Origin of the sequence: Nesterenkonia sp. AY15 (genome assembly GCF_022565855.1) — a bacterium.
Taxonomy (GTDB): domain Bacteria; phylum Actinomycetota; class Actinomycetes; order Actinomycetales; family Micrococcaceae; genus Nesterenkonia.
Genome location: NZ_JAJOYV010000007.1, coordinates 50,709 through 68,717 on the forward strand (window position 1 = coordinate 50,709; position 18,009 = coordinate 68,717).

The 18,009-nt window shown below is 68.9% G+C and carries 16 protein-coding genes; 3 read left to right on the forward strand and 13 right to left on the reverse strand.

The window, feature by feature from the left end:
- Window positions 1-19 precede the first annotated feature (19 nt).
- On the reverse strand, window positions 20-1,093 hold the full coding sequence (locus LSI54_RS10720; protein WP_241464549.1) for a quinone-dependent dihydroorotate dehydrogenase: 1,074 nt from the start codon (window positions 1,091-1,093) through the stop codon (window positions 20-22).
- Window positions 1,094-1,147: 54 nt separating this feature from the next.
- Here LSI54_RS10720 and LSI54_RS10725 point away from each other — a divergent pair, with 54 nt between their 5' ends.
- On the forward strand, window positions 1,148-2,251 hold the full coding sequence (locus tag LSI54_RS10725) for an alpha/beta hydrolase (protein WP_241464548.1): 1,104 nt from the start codon (window positions 1,148-1,150) through the stop codon (window positions 2,249-2,251).
- Here the strand turns inward: LSI54_RS10725 and LSI54_RS10730 are convergent.
- The 10 genes from LSI54_RS10730 to hrcA form a co-directional block, all read right to left on the reverse strand.
- Window positions 2,197-3,003, reverse strand: a complete 807-nt coding sequence (locus LSI54_RS10730; RefSeq protein ID WP_241464547.1) for an isoprenyl transferase — start codon at window positions 3,001-3,003, stop codon at window positions 2,197-2,199. The two genes, LSI54_RS10725 and LSI54_RS10730, sit on opposite strands and share 55 nt — an antisense overlap.
- Window positions 3,004-3,131: 128 nt before the next feature.
- Window positions 3,132-3,878, reverse strand: a complete 747-nt coding sequence (recO, locus tag LSI54_RS10735) for a DNA repair protein RecO (protein ID WP_241464546.1) — start codon at window positions 3,876-3,878, stop codon at window positions 3,132-3,134.
- A gap of 55 nt (window positions 3,879-3,933) precedes the next feature.
- Window positions 3,934-5,694: a 2-isopropylmalate synthase gene (gene leuA / locus LSI54_RS10740; protein WP_241469705.1), complete on the reverse strand. Its 1,761-nt coding sequence runs from the start codon at window positions 5,692-5,694 to the stop codon at window positions 3,934-3,936.
- A gap of 286 nt (window positions 5,695-5,980) precedes the next feature.
- Window positions 5,981-6,967, reverse strand: a complete 987-nt coding sequence (era, locus tag LSI54_RS10745) for a GTPase Era (RefSeq protein ID WP_370642616.1) — start codon at window positions 6,965-6,967, stop codon at window positions 5,981-5,983.
- Window positions 6,964-8,475, reverse strand: a complete 1,512-nt coding sequence (locus tag LSI54_RS10750) for a hemolysin family protein (RefSeq protein ID WP_241478354.1) — start codon at window positions 8,473-8,475, stop codon at window positions 6,964-6,966. Before LSI54_RS10750 ends, era begins: the two co-directional genes overlap by 4 nt.
- 3 nt (window positions 8,476-8,478) lie before the next feature.
- Window positions 8,479-8,970, reverse strand: coding sequence for an rRNA maturation RNase YbeY (ybeY, locus tag LSI54_RS10755; protein WP_241478355.1), 492 nt, complete (start codon window positions 8,968-8,970; stop codon window positions 8,479-8,481).
- Entirely contained in the window at window positions 8,967-10,034 is a 1,068-nt protein-coding gene (locus LSI54_RS10760; RefSeq protein ID WP_241464542.1) for a PhoH family protein, read from the reverse strand. The genes ybeY and LSI54_RS10760 overlap by 4 nt, the downstream gene beginning before the upstream one ends.
- A gap of 11 nt (window positions 10,035-10,045) precedes the next feature.
- Entirely contained in the window at window positions 10,046-10,900 is an 855-nt protein-coding gene (locus LSI54_RS10765; RefSeq protein ID WP_241478356.1) for a 16S rRNA (uracil(1498)-N(3))-methyltransferase, read from the reverse strand.
- 16 nt (window positions 10,901-10,916) lie between these two features.
- Window positions 10,917-12,041, reverse strand: coding sequence for a molecular chaperone DnaJ (dnaJ, locus tag LSI54_RS10770; protein ID WP_241464540.1), 1,125 nt, complete (start codon window positions 12,039-12,041; stop codon window positions 10,917-10,919).
- Window positions 12,042-12,053: 12 nt separating this feature from the next.
- Window positions 12,054-13,079, reverse strand: a complete 1,026-nt coding sequence (hrcA, locus tag LSI54_RS10775) for a heat-inducible transcriptional repressor HrcA (protein ID WP_241464539.1) — start codon at window positions 13,077-13,079, stop codon at window positions 12,054-12,056.
- Between the two features lie 68 nt (window positions 13,080-13,147).
- On the opposite strand from hrcA, the gene LSI54_RS10780 reads away from it, so the two are divergent.
- The gene (locus tag LSI54_RS10780) at window positions 13,148-14,038 is read left to right on the forward strand and encodes a DUF3097 domain-containing protein (protein WP_241478357.1); all 891 of its coding nucleotides are present in this window, start codon (window positions 13,148-13,150) and stop codon (window positions 14,036-14,038) included.
- Between the two features lie 167 nt (window positions 14,039-14,205).
- Window positions 14,206-14,637, forward strand: coding sequence for a DUF4870 domain-containing protein (locus LSI54_RS10785; protein ID WP_241464537.1), 432 nt, complete (start codon window positions 14,206-14,208; stop codon window positions 14,635-14,637).
- Between the two features lie 59 nt (window positions 14,638-14,696).
- Here the strand turns inward: LSI54_RS10785 and hemW are convergent, their stop codons facing one another.
- The gene (hemW, locus tag LSI54_RS10790; RefSeq protein WP_241478358.1) at window positions 14,697-15,983 is read right to left on the reverse strand and encodes a radical SAM family heme chaperone HemW; all 1,287 of its coding nucleotides are present in this window, start codon (window positions 15,981-15,983) and stop codon (window positions 14,697-14,699) included.
- Between the two features lie 3 nt (window positions 15,984-15,986).
- Window positions 15,987-17,864 carry a translation elongation factor 4 gene (gene lepA, locus LSI54_RS10795; protein ID WP_241464535.1) on the reverse strand — a complete coding sequence of 626 codons (1,878 nt, stop codon included), beginning with the start codon at window positions 17,862-17,864 and terminating at the stop codon, window positions 15,987-15,989.
- Window positions 17,865-18,009 lie beyond the last annotated feature (145 nt).

Below are 18,009 nucleotides of genomic sequence, written 5' to 3' on the forward strand. Positions count from 1 at the left end.
CCGCCCGAGCGGCGGGGCCTCAGCCGCTTCGCAGCAGCGACCTCAGGTCGCGGTTGATCCGGCGCACCCAGAACGGACCCTCATAGACGAAGGCCGTGTAGCCCTGCACCAGGTCGGCGCCGAGCGCGAGCCGCTCGGCCACGTCGGCCCCTGAGGTCACTCCCCCGACGGAGATGATCGCGGTGGTGCGCGGCAGCGCGGCGCGCAGCCGGGTCAGCACCTGCTTGGAGCGTTCGGCGAGCACCGGGCCGCTGAGTCCGCCGGCCCCCGCGGCCTGCACCTGTTCCGGGTCGCTGTGCAGATCCTCGCGGGAGATCGTCGTGTTCGTGGCGATCACCCCGTCCAGCCCCAGGTCGCTGACCAGCTCGGCCACGGCGTCGACGTCGGAGTCGGCCAGATCGGGCGCGATCTTCACCAGCAGCGGCACGTGGCGCTGCGCGGCGTCGTCGGCCTCCGCACCCACCGCGGCGAGCAGCGGCCGCAGCGCGGTGATGTCCTGGAGCTGACGCAGCCCCGGAGTGTTCGGTGAGGACACGTTGACCACCAGATAGTCCGCCACCGGAGCCAGCATCCGGGCGGAGACGAGGTAGTCCTCGGTGGCGTGTTCAAGCGGGGTCACCTTGGTCTTGCCGATGTTCACGCCGATCACCGGCGCGTGCCGACCTGCCCGCTTGAGCCGGGAGATCTGCTCGCGGATCTGAACCAGTCGCGGACGGACCTCCTCCGCGCCGTCGTTGTTGAAGCCCATGCGGTTGATCAGCGCGCGGTCCTCGACGAGTCGGAAGAGCCGCGGCGTCGGGTTTCCCGGCTGCGCGGCGGCGGTCACGGTGCCGATCTCGATATGTCCGAATCCCAGGTGCGCCAGCGGCAGCACCGAGGTGGCGCCCTTGTCGAAGCCGGCGGCGAGGCCGAAGGGTGAGGGCCAGACCAGGCCCAGCGCACGGATCTGCAGCGACTCATCCGGGCGGCACAGCCGCTCCAGCACTCTGCCGCCCCCGAGTCGCCTGCTCAGCCGCAGCCCGGAGACGACCAGGTGGTGGGCCTTCTCGGGATCGAGCCGGGTGAAGACGGTCTTGAAGACGAAGCGGTACATGGCTCCCATCCTAGGATGCCGGTCGGCCCGGTGTTGCCTCCTAGGATGGTGAGCATGGATCAACTGCTCGAAGACTCCCCTGTGGGCCTCTGGTCTCCTGATCATCTCCAGGGCTGCAAGCGGCTCACGCTGCCCCTCGGTGAGGACGAGGAGGGGCCGGTCAGCGCGACTTTGGTCAGCTACTCCCCCGATCCAGAACAGCAGGCGGTCCAGGATGAGCGCCCGGCAGCGGGTGGGACCGAGTCGGCGGCCGGGCAGACCCCTGCCGAGCCGGACCACCCAGCGCAGCTGGCCCCGGTGCTGCACCTGCACGGCTGGGCCGACTACTTCTACAACATTCCGATGGCTCGTCGCTGGCAGAGCTGGGGGCGTCCCTTCTACGCGCTGGATCTGCGCAAATACGGCCGGAGCCTGCGCAGCTGGCAGACGCCGGGCTATGTCGATGACTTGAGCACCTACGACGCCGACATCGAGGCCGCGCTCAGCGAGATCCACTCGCTGCACCCCGACGCTCCGGCCCCGATCATCGAAGCCCACTCCACCGGTGGTCTCATCGCCGTGCTGTGGGCGCAGCGCAACCCTGGAGCGATCAGCGCGCTGGTGCTGAACAGTCCATGGCTGGAGCTCTCCGGCGACGTCGCCGCGCGCACCGCCACCGAGGGCTTCCTGGCACCGCTGGGGCAGTTCTCCCCCACGCGCGCGCTGAAGCTGCCGGCCGTCGACAACTACTGGCAGACGCTCTCGGATCAGGCGCAGGGCGAATGGACGCTGCATCCTCGGTGGCGCCCGCGCACGTCCTTCCCGATCCGGGTGGGCTGGATGCGTGCAGTGCTGACCGGTCAGCGCAAGGTCTACGAGGGGCTGGGGCTGCAGCTGCCGATCCTGGTGCTGCTCTCGGGTGTGACCGCCTACCGGCGGCACTGGACCGAGGAGCTGCAGGAGTCCGACTCGGTGCTCGACGTGGAGCTGCTGGCCCGCCGGGCGGTCAAGCTCGGCGATCAGGTCACCGTGGTGCGGGTGCACGGGGCGATCCATGACGTCTTCGCCTCAGAAGATGCGGTGCGCACCCGGGCGCTGGACGAGGTGCAGCGCTGGCTGCGGGCCTACGCGCCCGAGGCTGAGCGTCCTGCGGAGAACCTGTCCACCGCCGCGCCGTAGCGGCGATCACGACGGGCGTAGATCTCCACGGCCTCCCACAGAGTGGTGCGGTCCACGTCGGGCCAGAGCACGTCCATGAAGACCAGCTCGGCGTAGGCGGACTGCCAGAGCAGGAAGTTCGAGATGCGCTGCTCCCCGGAGCTGCGCAGGAAGAGGTCGACGTCGGGGAGGTCGGGCTCGTCCAGATGGGCGGCCACGGTCTTCTCGGTGATCTTGCGCGGGTCCATCCGACCGGCGGCGACCTCGGCGGCGATCAGCTTGACCGCGTCGGTGATCTCGGCGCGGCCGCCGTAGTTCACGCACATGGTCAGCGTGAAGCGGGTGTTCTGTGCGGTCAGCTCCTCGGAGGTCTCGAGCTCCTTGATCACCGAGCGCCACAGGCGTCCGGGCTGCCCGTTCCAGCGGATCCGCACGCCCCAGGAGTTCAGCACGTCGCGCTGCCGGCGCAGCACTTCGCGCGAGTAGCCCATCAGGAAGCGCACCTCATCGGGTGAGCGTTTCCAGTTCTCGGTGGAGAACGCGTAGACGCTGATGTGTTTGACGCCGATCTCGATCGCGCCGGCGATGACGTCCATCAGCGCGGCCTCACCGGCCCGGTGCCCTTCGGTGCGCGGGAGTCCGCGCTGGTTCGCCCAGCGCCCGTTGCCGTCCATCACGATCCCGACATGGGCCGGCACCAGTTCCGGGGGCAGCTGCGGTGCCGAGACGCGGTCGGGGCGGGGGGCGGGATCCTGATGGATGGGCAGGGACATGGCGTCCATTCTTCCATGTCGCGCCGGCGCAGCCGGCACCCCGACCGTGCGACACTCCCCGGATCAGCTCTCACCGGATCTGCTCTCGCCGGCGCGGCCGCGGCGACTCCAGCCTCTGCCCGCTCGGTTCAGAGTCCCAGCGAGCTCAGTCGGCGATCCAGGTGGTGTTGGGCGTAGCTGATCACCACGTTCGTGGCCTCATGCCGGATGTCGCTGCGGAAGGATCGGGTGTGTTCCCAGTGGCCGTGCTGCAGCGCGTGCAGCAGCTCCACCGTGGCCGGATCCAGGGTCCGGGTGCCCGGTGGCCGGCAGTCGGTGCAGACCGGCCCGCTGGCGGCGGGGTGGAAGCCGGTGTGGGCGCCGGGCTTGCCGCAGGACACGCAGGCGGTCCAGGTGACCGCCCAGCCGGCGGAGGACAAAGCGCGCAGCAGGTAGGAGTTCAGCACGACGTCGGCCGGGTGGACTCCGCGGGCCAGAGCCGAGTATCCGCCGTGGAGCAGCCGGAACTGGGCGCCGCCGAAGGCCGGATCCGACTCGACGTCCATCAGCCGCTCGGCAGTCTCGGCCATGGTGCTCGCCGCCATGTACTTGTCATAGTCGGCGACGATCGGCGGACCGTAGGTGTTCTTCGACGTGGCCTGGGTGACGATGTCCAGGGAGCGCCCGTGCACGAACTGCACATCTGCCACCATGAACGGCTCCACGGTGGCGCCGAACTTCGAGGAGGTGCGGCGCACCCCCTTCGCAACCGCGCGCACCAGCCCGTTCGCTGAGGTCAGCGCGGTGATGATGCGGTCCGCCTCACCCAGGTTCTGGGTGCGCAGGATGATCGCGGCGTCCCGGTAGGAGCGGGACGCGAAGGTGGAGCCGGCCATGGTGGCAGAGTACTACAGCGGCATGGGCGCAGGCCCTGGGCTGCCGGGGTGCCGGTCAGCGGACCGGGGCGGCGTCGCGCAGCGCGCGGTTCACCGCCGAGATCACTGCCTGCAGCGAGGCCAGGGTGGTGTTGTGATCCAGCCCCACTCCCCACAGCACCCGCTCCCCGATCGCCAGCTCCACGAAGGATGCCGCCTGGGCGTCCCCGCCCTGGCTCATGGCGTGCTCGGTGTAGTCCAGCAGCCGCACGTCTACCCCGTCGTCGGCCAGGATCTGCAGCAGCGCAGCGATCGGACCGTTGGCGTGGGCGGACTGCGACGTGGCGTGACCGCCGGCCTGCAGCTCCACCTCCATGTGGAACACTCCTTCGGCGTTGGAGGAGGTGTTGACCTCGTCCAGCCGGTAGTGGCCCCACTGGTGGTGCGCGGTGTCCACCGGCAGGTACTCGTCCTGGAAGATCTGCCAGATCTCCTCGCCGGAGACCTCGCCGCCGCCGTCGTCGGCTCGACGCTGGATGACCCCGGAGAACTCGACCTGGGCGCGGCGCGGAAGATCGATCCCGCGTTCGGCCTTGAGCAGGTAGGAGACCCCGCCCTTGCCGGACTGCGAGTTGACCCGGATGACCGCCTCGTAGCTGCGGCCGATGTCCTTGGGGTCGATGGGCAGGTACGGCACGGCCCAGGTGATCTCGTCGCGGGAGGCCCCGGCCGCATCGGCGCGGGCGTCCATGTGCTCGAAGCCCTTCTTGATCGCGTCCTGGTGCGAGCCGGAGAAGGCGGTGAAGACCAGGTCGCCGCCGTAGGGTGAGCGCTCCGGGACTCCCATCTGGTTGCAGTGCTCCACCGTGCTGCGGATGGTGCTCATATCGCGGAAGTCGAGCTCCGGGTCGATGCCCTGGCTGAACAGGTTCATGCCTAAGGTCACCAGGTCGACGTTGCCGGTGCGCTCTCCGTTGCCGAAGAGGCAGCCTTCGATCCGGTCGGCGCCGGCCATGTAGCCCAGCTCTGCGGCGGCGACGCCGGTGCCGCGGTCGTTGTGCGGGTGCAGCGAGAGCACGATCGACTCGCGGTTGCGCAGGTTCCGGTGCATCCATTCGATGGAGTCGGCGTAGACGTTCGGGGTGGCCATCTCCACCGTGGCCGGCAGGTTGATGATGACCGGCTTCTCCGGGGTGGCGCCGAAGACGTCGACCACGGAATCGGAGATGTGGGCGGCGAAGTCGAGCTCGGTGCCGGTGAAGGACTCCGGGGAGTACTGGTAGACGATCTCGGTGGGCGTGGAGGCCGCCGCGTGCATCGCCTCCTCGTACTTCTTGCACAGCCGGGCGCCCTGGGTGGCGATGTCGACGATCCCGTCGCGGTCAGCCTTGAAGACCACCTCGCGCTGCAGCACCGAGGTGGAGTTGTACAGGTGCACGATGGCGCGCGGCGCCCCGGCGATGGCCTCGAAGGTGCGCTCGATCAGGGCTTCGCGCGCCTGGGTGAGCACCTGGATGTAGACGTCGTCGGGGATCTTGTCCTGCTCGATGAGCTGGCGGACGAAGTCGTAGTCGGTCTGCGAGGCCGAGGGGAACCCGACCTCGATCTCTTTGAACCCCATGCTCACCAGCAGCTCGAACATCCGGTGCTTGCGATCCGGGGTCATCGGGTCGATCAGCGCCTGATTGCCGTCGCGCAGGTCCACCGCGCACCAGCGCGGGGCGGTGCGGATGGTCTTGTCCGGCCAGGTGCGGTCGGGCAGCGAGACGGTGATCTGCTCCTCGAAGGGCACATACCGCTGGAACGGCATGGGTGAGGTCTTCTGAAGTTTGCGCATGGGAGCTTCCTTGCTGTGAACGAGCTGAGGGCGAGCGGTCGAGGCGGAGGAGCTCCGCAGCGGGGATTCGACCTGGAAGTGCTGCGCTGTGCTGGATCTACGAGCTGGACCGGTGAGGTGAGCTGGGATCAGACGTGCGCGAGCTCTTCCCCGCTGCGGCGGAGAAGCTCTAGTCGTAGGACGCGCTGGCGTATCGTCTGCACATCTTTCAAACTAGCACGCAGCGCGGGCGTGTGCAGTGGGTCACCCTGATTCTCATCATGTGGACGACCCCCGCTGTCCGGGGCTAGAAGCCGAGCCGGCCGAGCTTCTTCGGGTCGCGCTGCCATTCCTTGGTCACCTTGACGTGGAGATCGAGGTAGACCGGGGTGCCCAGCAGCTTGACGATCCCGGCCCGCGCGTCGGTGCCGATGGCCTTGAGCCGGGCGCCCCGCTTGCCGATGATGATCGCCTTCTGCGAGTCGCGCTCCACGTGGATCGAGACCCGGACGTCGAGCAGCGGCTTGTCGGCGGGCCGATCTTCGCGGGGAACCATCTCCTCGACGACCACGGCGATCGAGTGCGGCAGCTCATCGCGGACGTCTTCGAGGGCCGCTTCACGGACCAGCTCGGCGACCATGATGGCCTCGGGCTCGTCGGTGAGCTCCCCCTCGGGGTAGAGCGGCGGGGACTGTGGCATCATCGCGGCGAGCTGTTCGATCACCACCTCGGTCTGGTCGCCTTCGAGGGCGGAGACCGGGATGATCTCGGCGAAGCCGCCGGCCTGGTTGCCCTCCTGGGCGAGGTGTTCGCGGCCGAGCTGGTCCACAGCCATGAGCTGCTCGGCGAGGTCCTCGCGGGAGACCTTGTCCACCTTGGTGACCAGTGCGATGACCCGCTTGTGCGGGAGCTTGGTCAGCTGGGCGGCGATGAAGCGGTCACCGGGCCCGACCTTCTCGTCGGCCGGGATGCAGAACCCGACGACGTCGACCTCGGAGAGGGTGTCGATGACCAGGCCGTTGAGCCGCTTGCCGAGCAGGGTCCGCGGGCGGTGCAGCCCCGGAGTGTCGACCAGGACCAGCTGGAAGTCGCTGCGGTGCACGATCCCGCGGATGGTGTGCCGGGTGGTCTGCGGCTTCGAGGAGGTGATCGCCACCTTGTCCCCGACCAGCGCGTTGGTCAGCGTGGACTTCCCGGCGTTGGGGCGCCCGACCAGGCTGGCGAATCCGGCGCGGAAGTTCTCGTCGAACGCGGCGAAGCCCTCCTGCTGCGGCGGCATCTGTATTGGGCTCATCGTGGTGTTCCGATCCTCTCCTGCGCCGAGGCCGCGGCTGCGGCCCGGTCGTCCTGCTGGGCTGCTGTCTGGACTGCGGTCTGGGCCGCTGTCTGGGGTGCCGTCTGTGCTGCTGTCTGTGCTGTCTGTGCTGTCGTCTCTGTCGGGTCGAGGTGCAGAGCGTCGGGCTCGGCGTCGGTGCCCAGCCCCGCTCTGGCGCCTCGCCGGTCCTCGGCCTCCCAGGCGAGCACGTGGCTCACCCGGTTGCGTCGCCCCTCGAGCCGGTCGGCGCGCAGCACCACTCCGGGGCCGTGGCGGCGCGGAATCTCGACCTCGGATCCGGCGATCGCCACCCGGCCCAGGGCCTTGGCGAGCAGACCGCCGACGGTGTCGACCTCTTCCTCGTCGTCGAGGTCGAGCTCGTAGAGCTCGGCGAAGTCGTCGACCGACATGCGGGCCGAGAGCCGGCGTCGTGAGTCGTCGAGGTCTTCGATCTCGGCGGACTCGGTGTCGTATTCGTCCACGATCTCCCCCACGATCTCCTCGATCAGGTCCTCCAGGGTGACCATCCCGGCGGTGCCGCCGTATTCGTCGACCACGATGGCCACGTGGGTGGACTCGCGCTGCAGCTCGGAGAGGAACTCGGAGACCGGTTTGGACTCGGGCACATAGCGGACGTCGCGCTGGAGCTCGTCGATGAGGATCGAGTCCGGGTCGCGGTCGGTGTAGGCGCTGAGCAGCTCCCCGCTGCGCAGCCGGTGGTGCAGGAACGCGGCATCCTTGAGGTAGATCATGCCGGTGATGTCATCGGCTGAGCCGCGCACCACCGGGATCCGCGAGTGTCCGGAGCGGAAGAACAGCGTCATGACCTCGGCGAGGCTGGTCCCGGACTCCACGGTGACCATGTCGGTGCGCGGGACCATCACGGCGCGGACCCGGGTGGCGGAGAGGTCGAAGACAGACTGGATCAGCTCGGCCTCGGAGTGCTCGATGATGTCCTTCTCCGAGGCGCGGGCCACGAATTCGCGGAACTCCTCGTCGTCGAAGAAGCCCTGGTCGGTGTGTGCGGTGCCCGGGACGGTGCGCGCGCCGATGCTGCTCAGCGCCTCGGGGAAGGGTCCGAGCACGACCCGCAGGGTGCGCACCAGCTGCGCTGTGGAGGCCGCGACCAGCAGGTGGTGGCCCCGGCCGACCCGCCGCGGGGAGATCGCCGCGGCGATGACCCCGCCGATGAGCAGGACCGCGGAGCCTGCCACGGCGCCGGCGGCAAGCCCGTCGAGGGCCAGCGCGGAGGCCACGATGACCAGCACGACGACGGCGGTGGTGAAGAACCAGCGCCAGGTCTGCAGCGCGAGCGTGTGCGCCACGGGCTGGGCGAGGATCTTCTCCACGGCGGTGGAGCCGCGCTGCTCGGCGATCTCCTCGGCCTCACGGCGGCTCAGCCGCAGGAACGCGGAGTCGGCCGCGGAGAGCGCGAAGGCCAGCACGGCGCAGACCAGCGCAAGGATGATGAGGATGCCGAGGGCCATGGATCAGACCGTCGGCGTCGGGGCAGCGTGACCGAGGTACTCCTCCAGGAGCACTCGCTGCAGGGTGAACATCTCTTCACGGTCAGCCGCCTCGGCGTGGTCATGTCCGAGCAGGTGCAGCACCCCGTGGGTGGCCAGCAGCGCGAGCTCCGCGCTGAGCGGGTGCCCGTTGGCCTTCGCCTGCGCGGCGGCGACGCCGGGGCAGATCACGATGTCGCCGAGCAAGCCCTCGGTGACCGGGTCCTCGGCGGTGCCGGCGGTGAGCTCGTCCATCGGGAAGCTCATCACATCGGTGGCCCCGGGCAGGTTCATCCAGTCCAGGTGAAGCTGCTCGATGGCCTCTTCGTCCACCAGCGTGATCGACAGCGTCACCGCAGGTGCCAGGTGGAGCTTGGCGTAGAGGAATCCGGTGAGGTCCAGCAGCTCGGCAAGGTGCGCTCCGGAGATCTGATCGGAGCCGGAGCTGTCCTCGACCGTGACCTGGACCTCGGTCATCGCCGTCCTCCGCGTCGGGTCGCGGGGGCGGGAGTCCGGTCCTGGTGGCGTTCATAGGCGTCCACGATGCGGCCCACCAGTTCGTGGCGGACCACGTCCTCGGAGCCGAAGCGGGAGATCTCGATGCCCTCGACGCCGTCGAGGATCTCGATCACGGTGCGCAGTCCGGAGTCGGTGCCGCGCGGCAGGTCCACCTGGGTGATGTCACCGGTGACCACGATCTTGGAATTGAACCCCAGCCGGGTCAGGAACATCTTCATCTGCTCGGCGGTGGTGTTCTGCGCCTCGTCGAGGATGATGAAGGAGTCGTTGAGCGTGCGTCCGCGCATGTACGCCAGCGGGGCGACCTCGATGATGCCTGACTCCATCAGCCGCGGTATCGAGTCCGGGTCGATCATGTCGTGCAGCGCGTCATAGAGCGGGCGCAGGTAGGGGTCGATCTTCTCGTTGAGGCTGCCGGGCAGGAACCCGAGCTTCTCGCCGGCCTCCACGGCGGGGCGGGTCAGGATGATCCGGTTGACCTCGCGGGCCTGCAGCGCCTGGACCGCCTTGGCCATGGCCAGGTAGGTCTTGCCGGTGCCGGCGGGGCCGATGCCGAAGACCACGGTGGACTCGTCGATGGTGTCCACATAGGTCTGCTGGTTCTTGGTCTTGGGCCGGATGGTGCGCCCACGGTGGGAGAGGATGTTGGTGGTCACGATCCGCGCGGAGTCCTGCGCGGCGTCGGCGCGCACCATGGTGGCGACCTGTTCGATGATCTCCTCGGTGACCGTGGTCCCGGAGGCGGCCAGGGTCTTGAGCTGGGTGAGGATCTCCACGATCCCGGTGATCTCCCCGGCGGGCCCACCCACGGTGACCAGCTGATCACGCAGCCCGATGGAGGACGCCGGGTAGATGCCCTGCAGGATGCGCAGCGCGAGGTCCCCGGCGCCGAGGCTGCGGAACATGGTCTCGGCGTCGGCGAAGTGGACCTGACGCTCGATGTTGCCCAGCGCGGCGGCGGTGGCGCCGCGGGCCGCTCCGGAGATGGGCGATGTGCTCGGGTTCTGCGAAGTCTCAGTCATTGGTCCCCAGTCTATGCGGTCTGCTCAGGCTGACCAGTCTCAGCACCCCAGTCCCAGCGGCCCAGCAGCAGCTGCGCGGCGGCCAGCGCCGCGGGACCGGCGGTGGAGGAGCGCAGCACGGTGGGGCCGAGCCGGGCGACCTGCGCTCCGGCGCCGGTGAGCAGCTCGATCTCGCGGTCGCTGATCCCGCCCTCCGGACCGACGACCAGGTGCAGCTCCTGCAGCTGGTGCGTGGAATCCTGCTGCATCGGATCCTTCAGCGTCGGATCCTTGCGTGCGGGCTTCTGCAGCGCGGCGATGGCCTGGGCCAGCGAGGTCTCGTCGGTCTCATGCAGCACGACGACGCCGATCTCGGCGCCCGCGGACCGGATCGCCGTGAGGTAGCCGGCGGTGCTCTGCAGCGGGCGCACCTCGGGGATGGTGGTGCGTCTGGTCTGTTTGGCCGCGGTCGTCACCAGGGCGACCCACTCGGCGTGCTTCTTGGTCTCGCGGCCGGCCTTCCAGCGGGCCACTGAGCGTTCGGCGTGCCAGGGGATCACCGCGTCCACGCCGAGCTCGGTGGCGGACTCCACGCCTTGGAGGTCGCGGCGGTCCTTGGCAAGCGCCTGGACCAGCACCAGCCGGGGCAGCGGCACCGGCTCCTCGATCACGGCGAGGATCTCCACCTCGAGCTGCCCGCCGCCGGCGGAGCGGACGCGGCCTTCGGCGCGCCGCCCCACGGTGTCGGAGAGCAGCACCGGCTCGCCGGGCTGCAGCCGCATCACGGTGGCGGCATGGTGGCCCTCCGCGCCGGTGAGCGTGACCACCTCGGCCACGGCCGCGTCGTCCAGCGCACCCGGGCCGAGGTGGAACAGCGGTGCCGTCATCTCAGATCGCGCATCTCTAGAGCGCGTCCCAGCGTTCGCGAAGCTTGGCGAAGACGCCACGGTGTTCGGTGGTGGACTCCCCGCGCTCCTCACCGCGCTCGAGGGCGAGTTCGCGCAGCAGCTGGGCCTCGCGGTCGGAGACCTTGGTGGGGGTCTCGACCTTCAGGTGCACCTTCAGCGCGCCGCGACCGCCGCCGCGCAGGTGGGTCACCCCGCGCTCCTTGAGCGTGAGCACCTCACCGGACTGGGTGCCCGGCTTCACGGTGAGCTCCTCGGCGCCGTCGAAGGTGTCCAGGTCGACCGTGGTGCCCAGGGCGGCCGCGGTCATCGGGATCGAGACCGTGGCGTGCAGGTCGTTGCCGCGGCGGGTGAAGACCTCGTGCTGCTTGACCTCGACCTCGATGAACAGGTCTCCGGAGGGGCCGCCGGCCAGTCCGGCCTCGCCCTCGCCGGCCAGGTGGATCCGGTTGCCCCGGTCCACGCCTGCCGGGACCTTGACCTTCAGGGACTTGCGCTCGCGCACCCGACCCTGGCCGTCGCACTCCTGGCAGGGGTCCTCGATGATGTTGCCGAAGCCGGCGCAGCGGGCGCAGGTCTGGGTCTGGATGACGGTGCCCAGGATCGAGCGCATCGGCCGCTGGACCTGGCCCTGGCCGTGACAGTCCGGGCAGGTGGTGGGCGAGGTGCCCTTGCGGGTGCAGGAGCCGTCGCAGACCGTGCAGGTCACGGCGGTCTCCAGCTCCACCTCCTTGGTGGTGCCGAACACGGCGTCGCGCAGGTCGATGCGGACCCGGATCAGCGAATCCTGGCCGCGGCGGGTGCGTGAGGCGGGGCCTCCGCCTCCCCCGCCGAAGAAGGTCTCGAAGATGTCGCCGAAGCCGCCGAAGCCGGCGCCGCCTGCTCCGCCGCCGGGGAATCCGGAGCGGCCGTTCTCATCACCGGTGGCGTCGTAGTTCTGCCGCTTCTGCGGGTCGGAGAGCACCTCGTAGGCGCGGCCGAGCGCCTTGAACTGCTCGGCGGCATCCTCGGAGGGGTTCACATCAGGGTGAAGCTTGCGGGCCTGTTTGCGGTAGGCCTTCTTGATCTCTTCGGTGGACGCCGAGCGGCTGACGCCGAGCGCTTCGTAATAGTCAGTCGTCATCTTCAAGGACGTTCACCCTTCGGAGAGAATTCGGGACAGGTAGCGCGCCATTGCGCGCACCGCGGACATGGTGGAGCCGTAATCCATGCGGGTCGGACCGACGACGCCGAGCTTGGCACCTTCGGCTCCCGCCTGGGAGCCATACTCTGCTGCGACGACAGCGGTCTCGATCAGCGAATCATGACTGGTCTCGTGACCGATGCGGATGGAGAGACCGCGTCGGTCCTGCTCCATCTCTGTCAACAGTCGAAGCAGCACTACTTGTTCCTCGAGCGCCTCAAGAATGGGACCGATGGAGGGACCGAGGTCGCGGCCCGACCTGGCGAGGTTAGCAGTCCCGGCCATGATGATGCGATCCACGCGGGAAGACTCGAGGATCGTCTCCACCGCCTGGGCGATGATCGCCATGGACGGCCGCAGCACCGGCTCCACCCGGCTGATCAGGGTGTCGGTGGGCAGCGGCAGGGCAGAGATGGAGCGCTGATGCAGTTCGGTGGAGAGCACCTGGGCGATCCGGTGCAGCGAGTCGTCGCCGATCGCGTCGGCGAGGGTGACCATGCGCTGCTCGACCTTCCCGGAGGAGAGGATCACGATGGCCAGCGCCTTGTGCGAGGACATCGAGACGATGTCGATATGTCGGATCTTCGCGGTGGAGCGCTGCGGATGCTGGATCACGGCGACCTGGTTGGTGAGCATCGCGAGCAGCCGCACGGTGTGCTCGAGCATCGCGTCGTGGTCATCGGCGGTCTCGAGCAGGGTGTCCATGGCGCGCCGCTCGGCGGCCGAGAGCGGACGGACCTCGGTGATCTTGTCCACGAAACGTCGGTAGCCGAGGTCGGTGGGGATCCGCCCGGCAGAGGTGTGCGGGGCGGCGATCAGACCCTCCTCCTCGAGGTGGGCCATATCGTTGCGGATCGTGGCGGGCGAGACCTCCAGGTCATGGCGCTCCACCAGGGCCCGGGATCCGACCGGCTCCCGGGTCTGGACGTAGTCCTCCACGATGGCACGCAGAACCTGCAGACGACGGGTGTCTGACATGTAAGCTTGGCGCCTCCTGAACTTCTGGCACTCTTCGAGTACAAGTGCCAATTCTACAATGGGTGATCATGAGCGCTCCGCACTTCCCCGACTGGCGTCCCTCCTCCACCCTGAACTGGGGTGCCCAGGACCTCTCCCGGCTCCGCCAGAGCCAGCTCCGCAAGGTCTCCGCGATGCCCGCCGACTACGGCGCCGTGATCGAGGAGGTGGAGTCCGGCTGGGTCGGCGCCATCATCTCGGTGGAGGCCTCCGGCGGTGTCCATGTGGTGAGTCTCGAGGACCGGCGCGGCAAGGTCCGCTCCTTCCCGCTGGGCCACGGCTTCCTGTATGAGGGCCAGCCGGTGGAGCTGACTCCCCCCACCCCGCGGGCCGCCGCGGCGAAGCCCACCCGCACCGCCTCGGGTTCGGTGGCGGTGGCGAACGCGCCGGCGCGGGTCGCCCGGGCCTCACGGATCTGGGTCGAGGGCACCCACGACGCCGAGCTGGTGGAGAAGGTCTGGGGCGAGGACCTGCGGATCGAAGGCATCGTCGTGGAGCCGCTGCACGGCGCCGATGACCTGCTCGGCGCGATCCGCGCGTTCGGGCCGGGACCCCGGCGTCGGGTCGGAGTGCTGCTGGATCACCTGGTCCCCGGCTCCAAGGAGTCGCGCATCGCCCGCGAGGTCATGCAGCAGCGCGGCGCACAGGGCAACATCGCTGTCCTGGGCCATCCCTATGTGGATGTCTGGCAGGCCGTGAAGCCGCATCTCTTCGGGCTGAAGCGCTGGCCGGACATCCCGCGCAGTCAGGACATCAAGGTCGGCACGCTGCAGGCGCTGGGCTGGCCGCATGCGAACCAGCGTGACATCGCGCACGGGTGGAAACGGATCCTCGGCCAGGTCAGCAGCTACGCGGATCTCGAGCCCTCGCTGCTCGGTCGGGTGGAGGAGCTGATCGACTTCGTCACGGTGGAGCACTGAACTTAGGAACCGAGCGAGACCACCGGGTCCGGGCACACAGGCGCAGCGCGCAGAATCTGGACTCCGACACGCCTCCGTCGGCCAGTCGATGTCCAGGCCGATTGGGTAGAATTCGAATCGGGAACGGCCAGGTGCCGCAAGGGTGGCATCGCAGACACGGAGGTGCAGTGGAGCATAATCAGAAACCCCAGGGTGACCGGTCGGGGCAGGATGCTCGAACGGATTCTTCTGCACGCCTGAAGGGTTCCTCCGCTGCCGCCGCGGCGCTGACCCCGGCAGAGGATCGACGCTGGGCCACGTTGTCGCACTTCGGCGCGCTCATCGGCTGCTTCCCCGCCCTCGCGGTGTATCTGGTCTACCGCGACCGCGGCCCGTTCACCGCCCAGGAGTCCAAAGAGGCGCTGAACTTCACGCTTCCGCTGACCGCAGTGATGCTGGCCTGCTACATCCTTGCCCTGATCCCGGCCATCGGTTGGGTCTTCGGCCTCCTCGCGGTGCTGATCTGGGTCACGATGACCATCTCTGGGCTCGTGGCCGGCATCCAGTGCAACAAGGGCCGCCCCTACCGGTACCCCTTGAACCTTCGCCTGATCCACTGAGAATCCTCAGCTGATCCGCTGGGCATCGCCGCCTGCTCCACCGAGCGCCCGGCCTTCGGTCAGGGCGCCAGTCGGCGGGTCACGGCATCGGCCAGCAGCCGTCCGCGCAGGGTGAGCACCGCTCGGCCCTGCGGATGAGCGGTGCTGGGCTCCGCGGCGTCGTCGTCGATCAGCCCGTCATGCACCAGTGACTGCAGGCTCTTCCGCGAGATCTTCTCGCCCTGGCTGCGGCGCAGCTCCGGCAGCGCGTTGTACCCGGCGACGTCGAGCCCGTCGGCCAGACGCACCCGCAGCATCAGGTGCTCCAGGGTCTTGTCCTGATCCGCCAGCAGCTCCCGGCCGTGGCCCGGGGTGGTGCCGCTGGAGAGCCGCTGTGCATAGGCCGCGGGGTGCTTCACGTTCCACCAGCGCAGTCCGGCCACATGGGAGTGTGCGCCAGGCCCGGCGCCCCACCAGTCGGAGTCCACCCAGTAGTTCAGGTTGTGCTCCGAGCGGGTCGCGGCACTGGTGGAGAAGTTGGAGACCTCGTACCAGCTCATCCCGGCGGCGCCGAGCACCTGATCGGTGAGCAGGTACTTGTCTGCCTGATCATCGGGGTCGATGTCGGGCAGCACGCCGCGCTTGATCTTGGCGGCCATCGCCGTGCCCTCTTCGATGATCAGCGAATAGGCCGAGATGTGGTCCGGCCGCAGCGCGACCGCGTGGTCCAGGCTGGTGCGCCAGTCTTCGAGGCTCTCCCCCGGCGTGCCGGAGATCAGATCCAGGCTGACCTGCAGGCCGGCGGTGCGGGCGGCTTGGACCGCGCGCTCCACGTTGGCCGGGTCATGGGTGCGGTCCAGGGTGCGCAGCACCTCCGGCACGGCGGACTGCATGCCCAGGCTCAGCCGGGTGAACCCGGCCTCGGCGAGGACCTGCGCGGTGGCAGCGGTGATGGTGTCGGGATTGGCCTCGGTGGTGATCTCGGCGTCCGGACGGAAGCCGAAGAGCTCACGGGCCCGGGTGAGGATCCGGGCGAGCTCCTCGGGCGGCAGCAGCGTCGGGGTGCCGCCGCCGAAGAACACCGTGGAGAACGGGCGCTCCGGGGCACCCATGGCGTCGAGCACTGAGCGGGCGAAGACCAGCTCGGAGATCAGCGTGTCCGGGTAGGACACCTGGGAGGCGCCGGGGCCGAGGTCCTCGGCGGTGTAGGTGTTGAAGTCGCAGTAGCCGCAGCGCACGCTGCAGAACGGGATGTGCACGTAGAGGCCGAAGGGCACCTCGGCACGGGCGGGCAGGGCCCGCTGCACGGCGGCGGGAAAGCCGCCGTCGGCGGGGACCGGGTCGCCGAGGGGAAGGGTGGAGGGCAACGCCTACTTCTTCCCGGCCTTCTCTTTGCCGGCCTTGTCCTTGCCGGCGTCCTCGTCCGAGGACAGCGCGGCGATGAAGGCCTCCTGCGGCACCTCCACGGTGCCGACCATCTTCATCCGCTTCTTGCCCTCCTTCTGCTTCTCCAGCAGCTTGCGCTTGCGGCTGATGTCGCCGCCGTAGCACTTGGAGAGCACGTCCTTGCGGATCGCGCGGATGTTCTCGCGGGCGATGATCCGCGAGCCGATGGCGGCCTGGATCGGGACCTCGAACTGCTGGCGCGGGATCAGGTCCTTCAGCCGGGAGGCCATCTTGACCCCGTAGGCGTAGGCGGAGTCGCGGTGGGTGATCGCGGAGAACGCGTCGACCTGATCACCCTGGAGCAGGATGTCGACCTTGACCAGGTCGGCGGCCTGCTGACCGGTGCCCTGCCAGTTCAGCGAGGCGTAGCCCTTGGTGCGGGACTTCAGCTGGTCGAAGAAGTCGAAGACGATCTCGGCCAGCGGCATCTTGTAGCGGATCTCCACGCGTTCGGCGGAGAGGTAGTCCATGCCTTCCATGGTGCCGCGCCGGGACTGGCAGAGCTCCATGACCGGGCCGATGAACTCGGCGGGGACGATGACCGTGGCGTCCACGATCGGTTCGCGGATCTCGCTGACCTTGCCCTCGGGGAACTCCGATGGGTTGGTCACCCGATGGATCTCGCCGTCCTCGGCGGTGACCTCGTAGACCACGTTGGGAGCGGTGGAGATCAGATCAAGGTTGTACTCGGTCTCGAGCCGTTCCCGGGTGATCTCCAGGTGGAGCAGGCCCAGGAAGCCCACGCGGAAGCCGAAGCCCAGCGCGGTGGAGGTCTCCGGCTCGAAGTTCAGTGCGGCATCGTTGAGCTGCAGCTTCTCCAGGGCCTCGCGCAGCACCGGGAAGTCGGAGCCGTCGAGCGGGAAGAGCCCGGAGAAGACCATCGGGCTGGGGTCGTCGTAGCCGCCGATGATCTCCGCGGCGGGCCGGTTCTGGGCGGTGACGGTGTCACCGACCTTGGAGAGGCGCACGTCCTTCACACCGGTGATCAGGTAGCCGACCTCGCCGACGCCGAGACCCTTGGTGGCCTCGGGCTCCGGGGAGGAGACCCCGATCTCGAGCAGCTCGTGGGTGGCGCCGGTGGACATCATCTTGATCTTCTCGCGGTGCGAGAGCTTGCCGTCGACCACGCGCACGAAGGTGACCACGCCGCGGTAGGTGTCATAGACGGAGTCGAAGATCATCGCGCGGGCCGGAGCGTCGGCGTCGCCCTGCGGGGCGGGGATCTCGGCGACGATCTTGTCCAGCAGCTCCTCGACGCCGTCGCCGGTCTTGCCGGAGACGCGCAGCACGTCCTCAGGCTCGCAGCCGATCAGGTAGGCGATCTCCTCGGCGTACTTCTCCGGCTGGGCCGAGGGCAGGTCGATCTTGTTCAGCACCGGGATGATCTTGAGGTCGTGCTCCATGGCCAGGTAGAGGTTGGCCAGGGTCTGCGCCTCGATGCCCTGGGCGGCGTCGACCAGGAGCAGCGCGCCTTCGCAGGCGGCGAGGGAGCGGGACACCTCGTAGGAGAAGTCCACGTGGCCCGGGGTGTCGATCATGTGGAAGGCGTAGGTCTGCCCGTCGAGCTCCCAGGGCATCCGCACGGCCTGGGACTTGATGGTGATGCCGCGGTCGCGCTCGATGGCCATCCGGTCGAGATACTGGGCCTTCATGTCGCGGGCCTGCACCACCCCGGTCAGCTGCAGCATGCGGTCCGCAAGCGTGGACTTGCCGTGGTCGATGTGCGCAATGATGCAGAAGTTCCTGATGACACTGGGGTCAGTGGCGGCGGGCACCTGCGAGCTGCGGGCCTTCGGTGACACGGTGGTGGGAGTCCTTTGCTTCGTCGAGACGCCGGGCATTGTGCTGCACCTGGCACTTCATTGTTCCATGACTGCGGCGGTGGCTGCGCTGGGACGCTGCCGACGGCGCGGTCAGGTCTTACACGAACGGGGCCCCGCGCAGCGC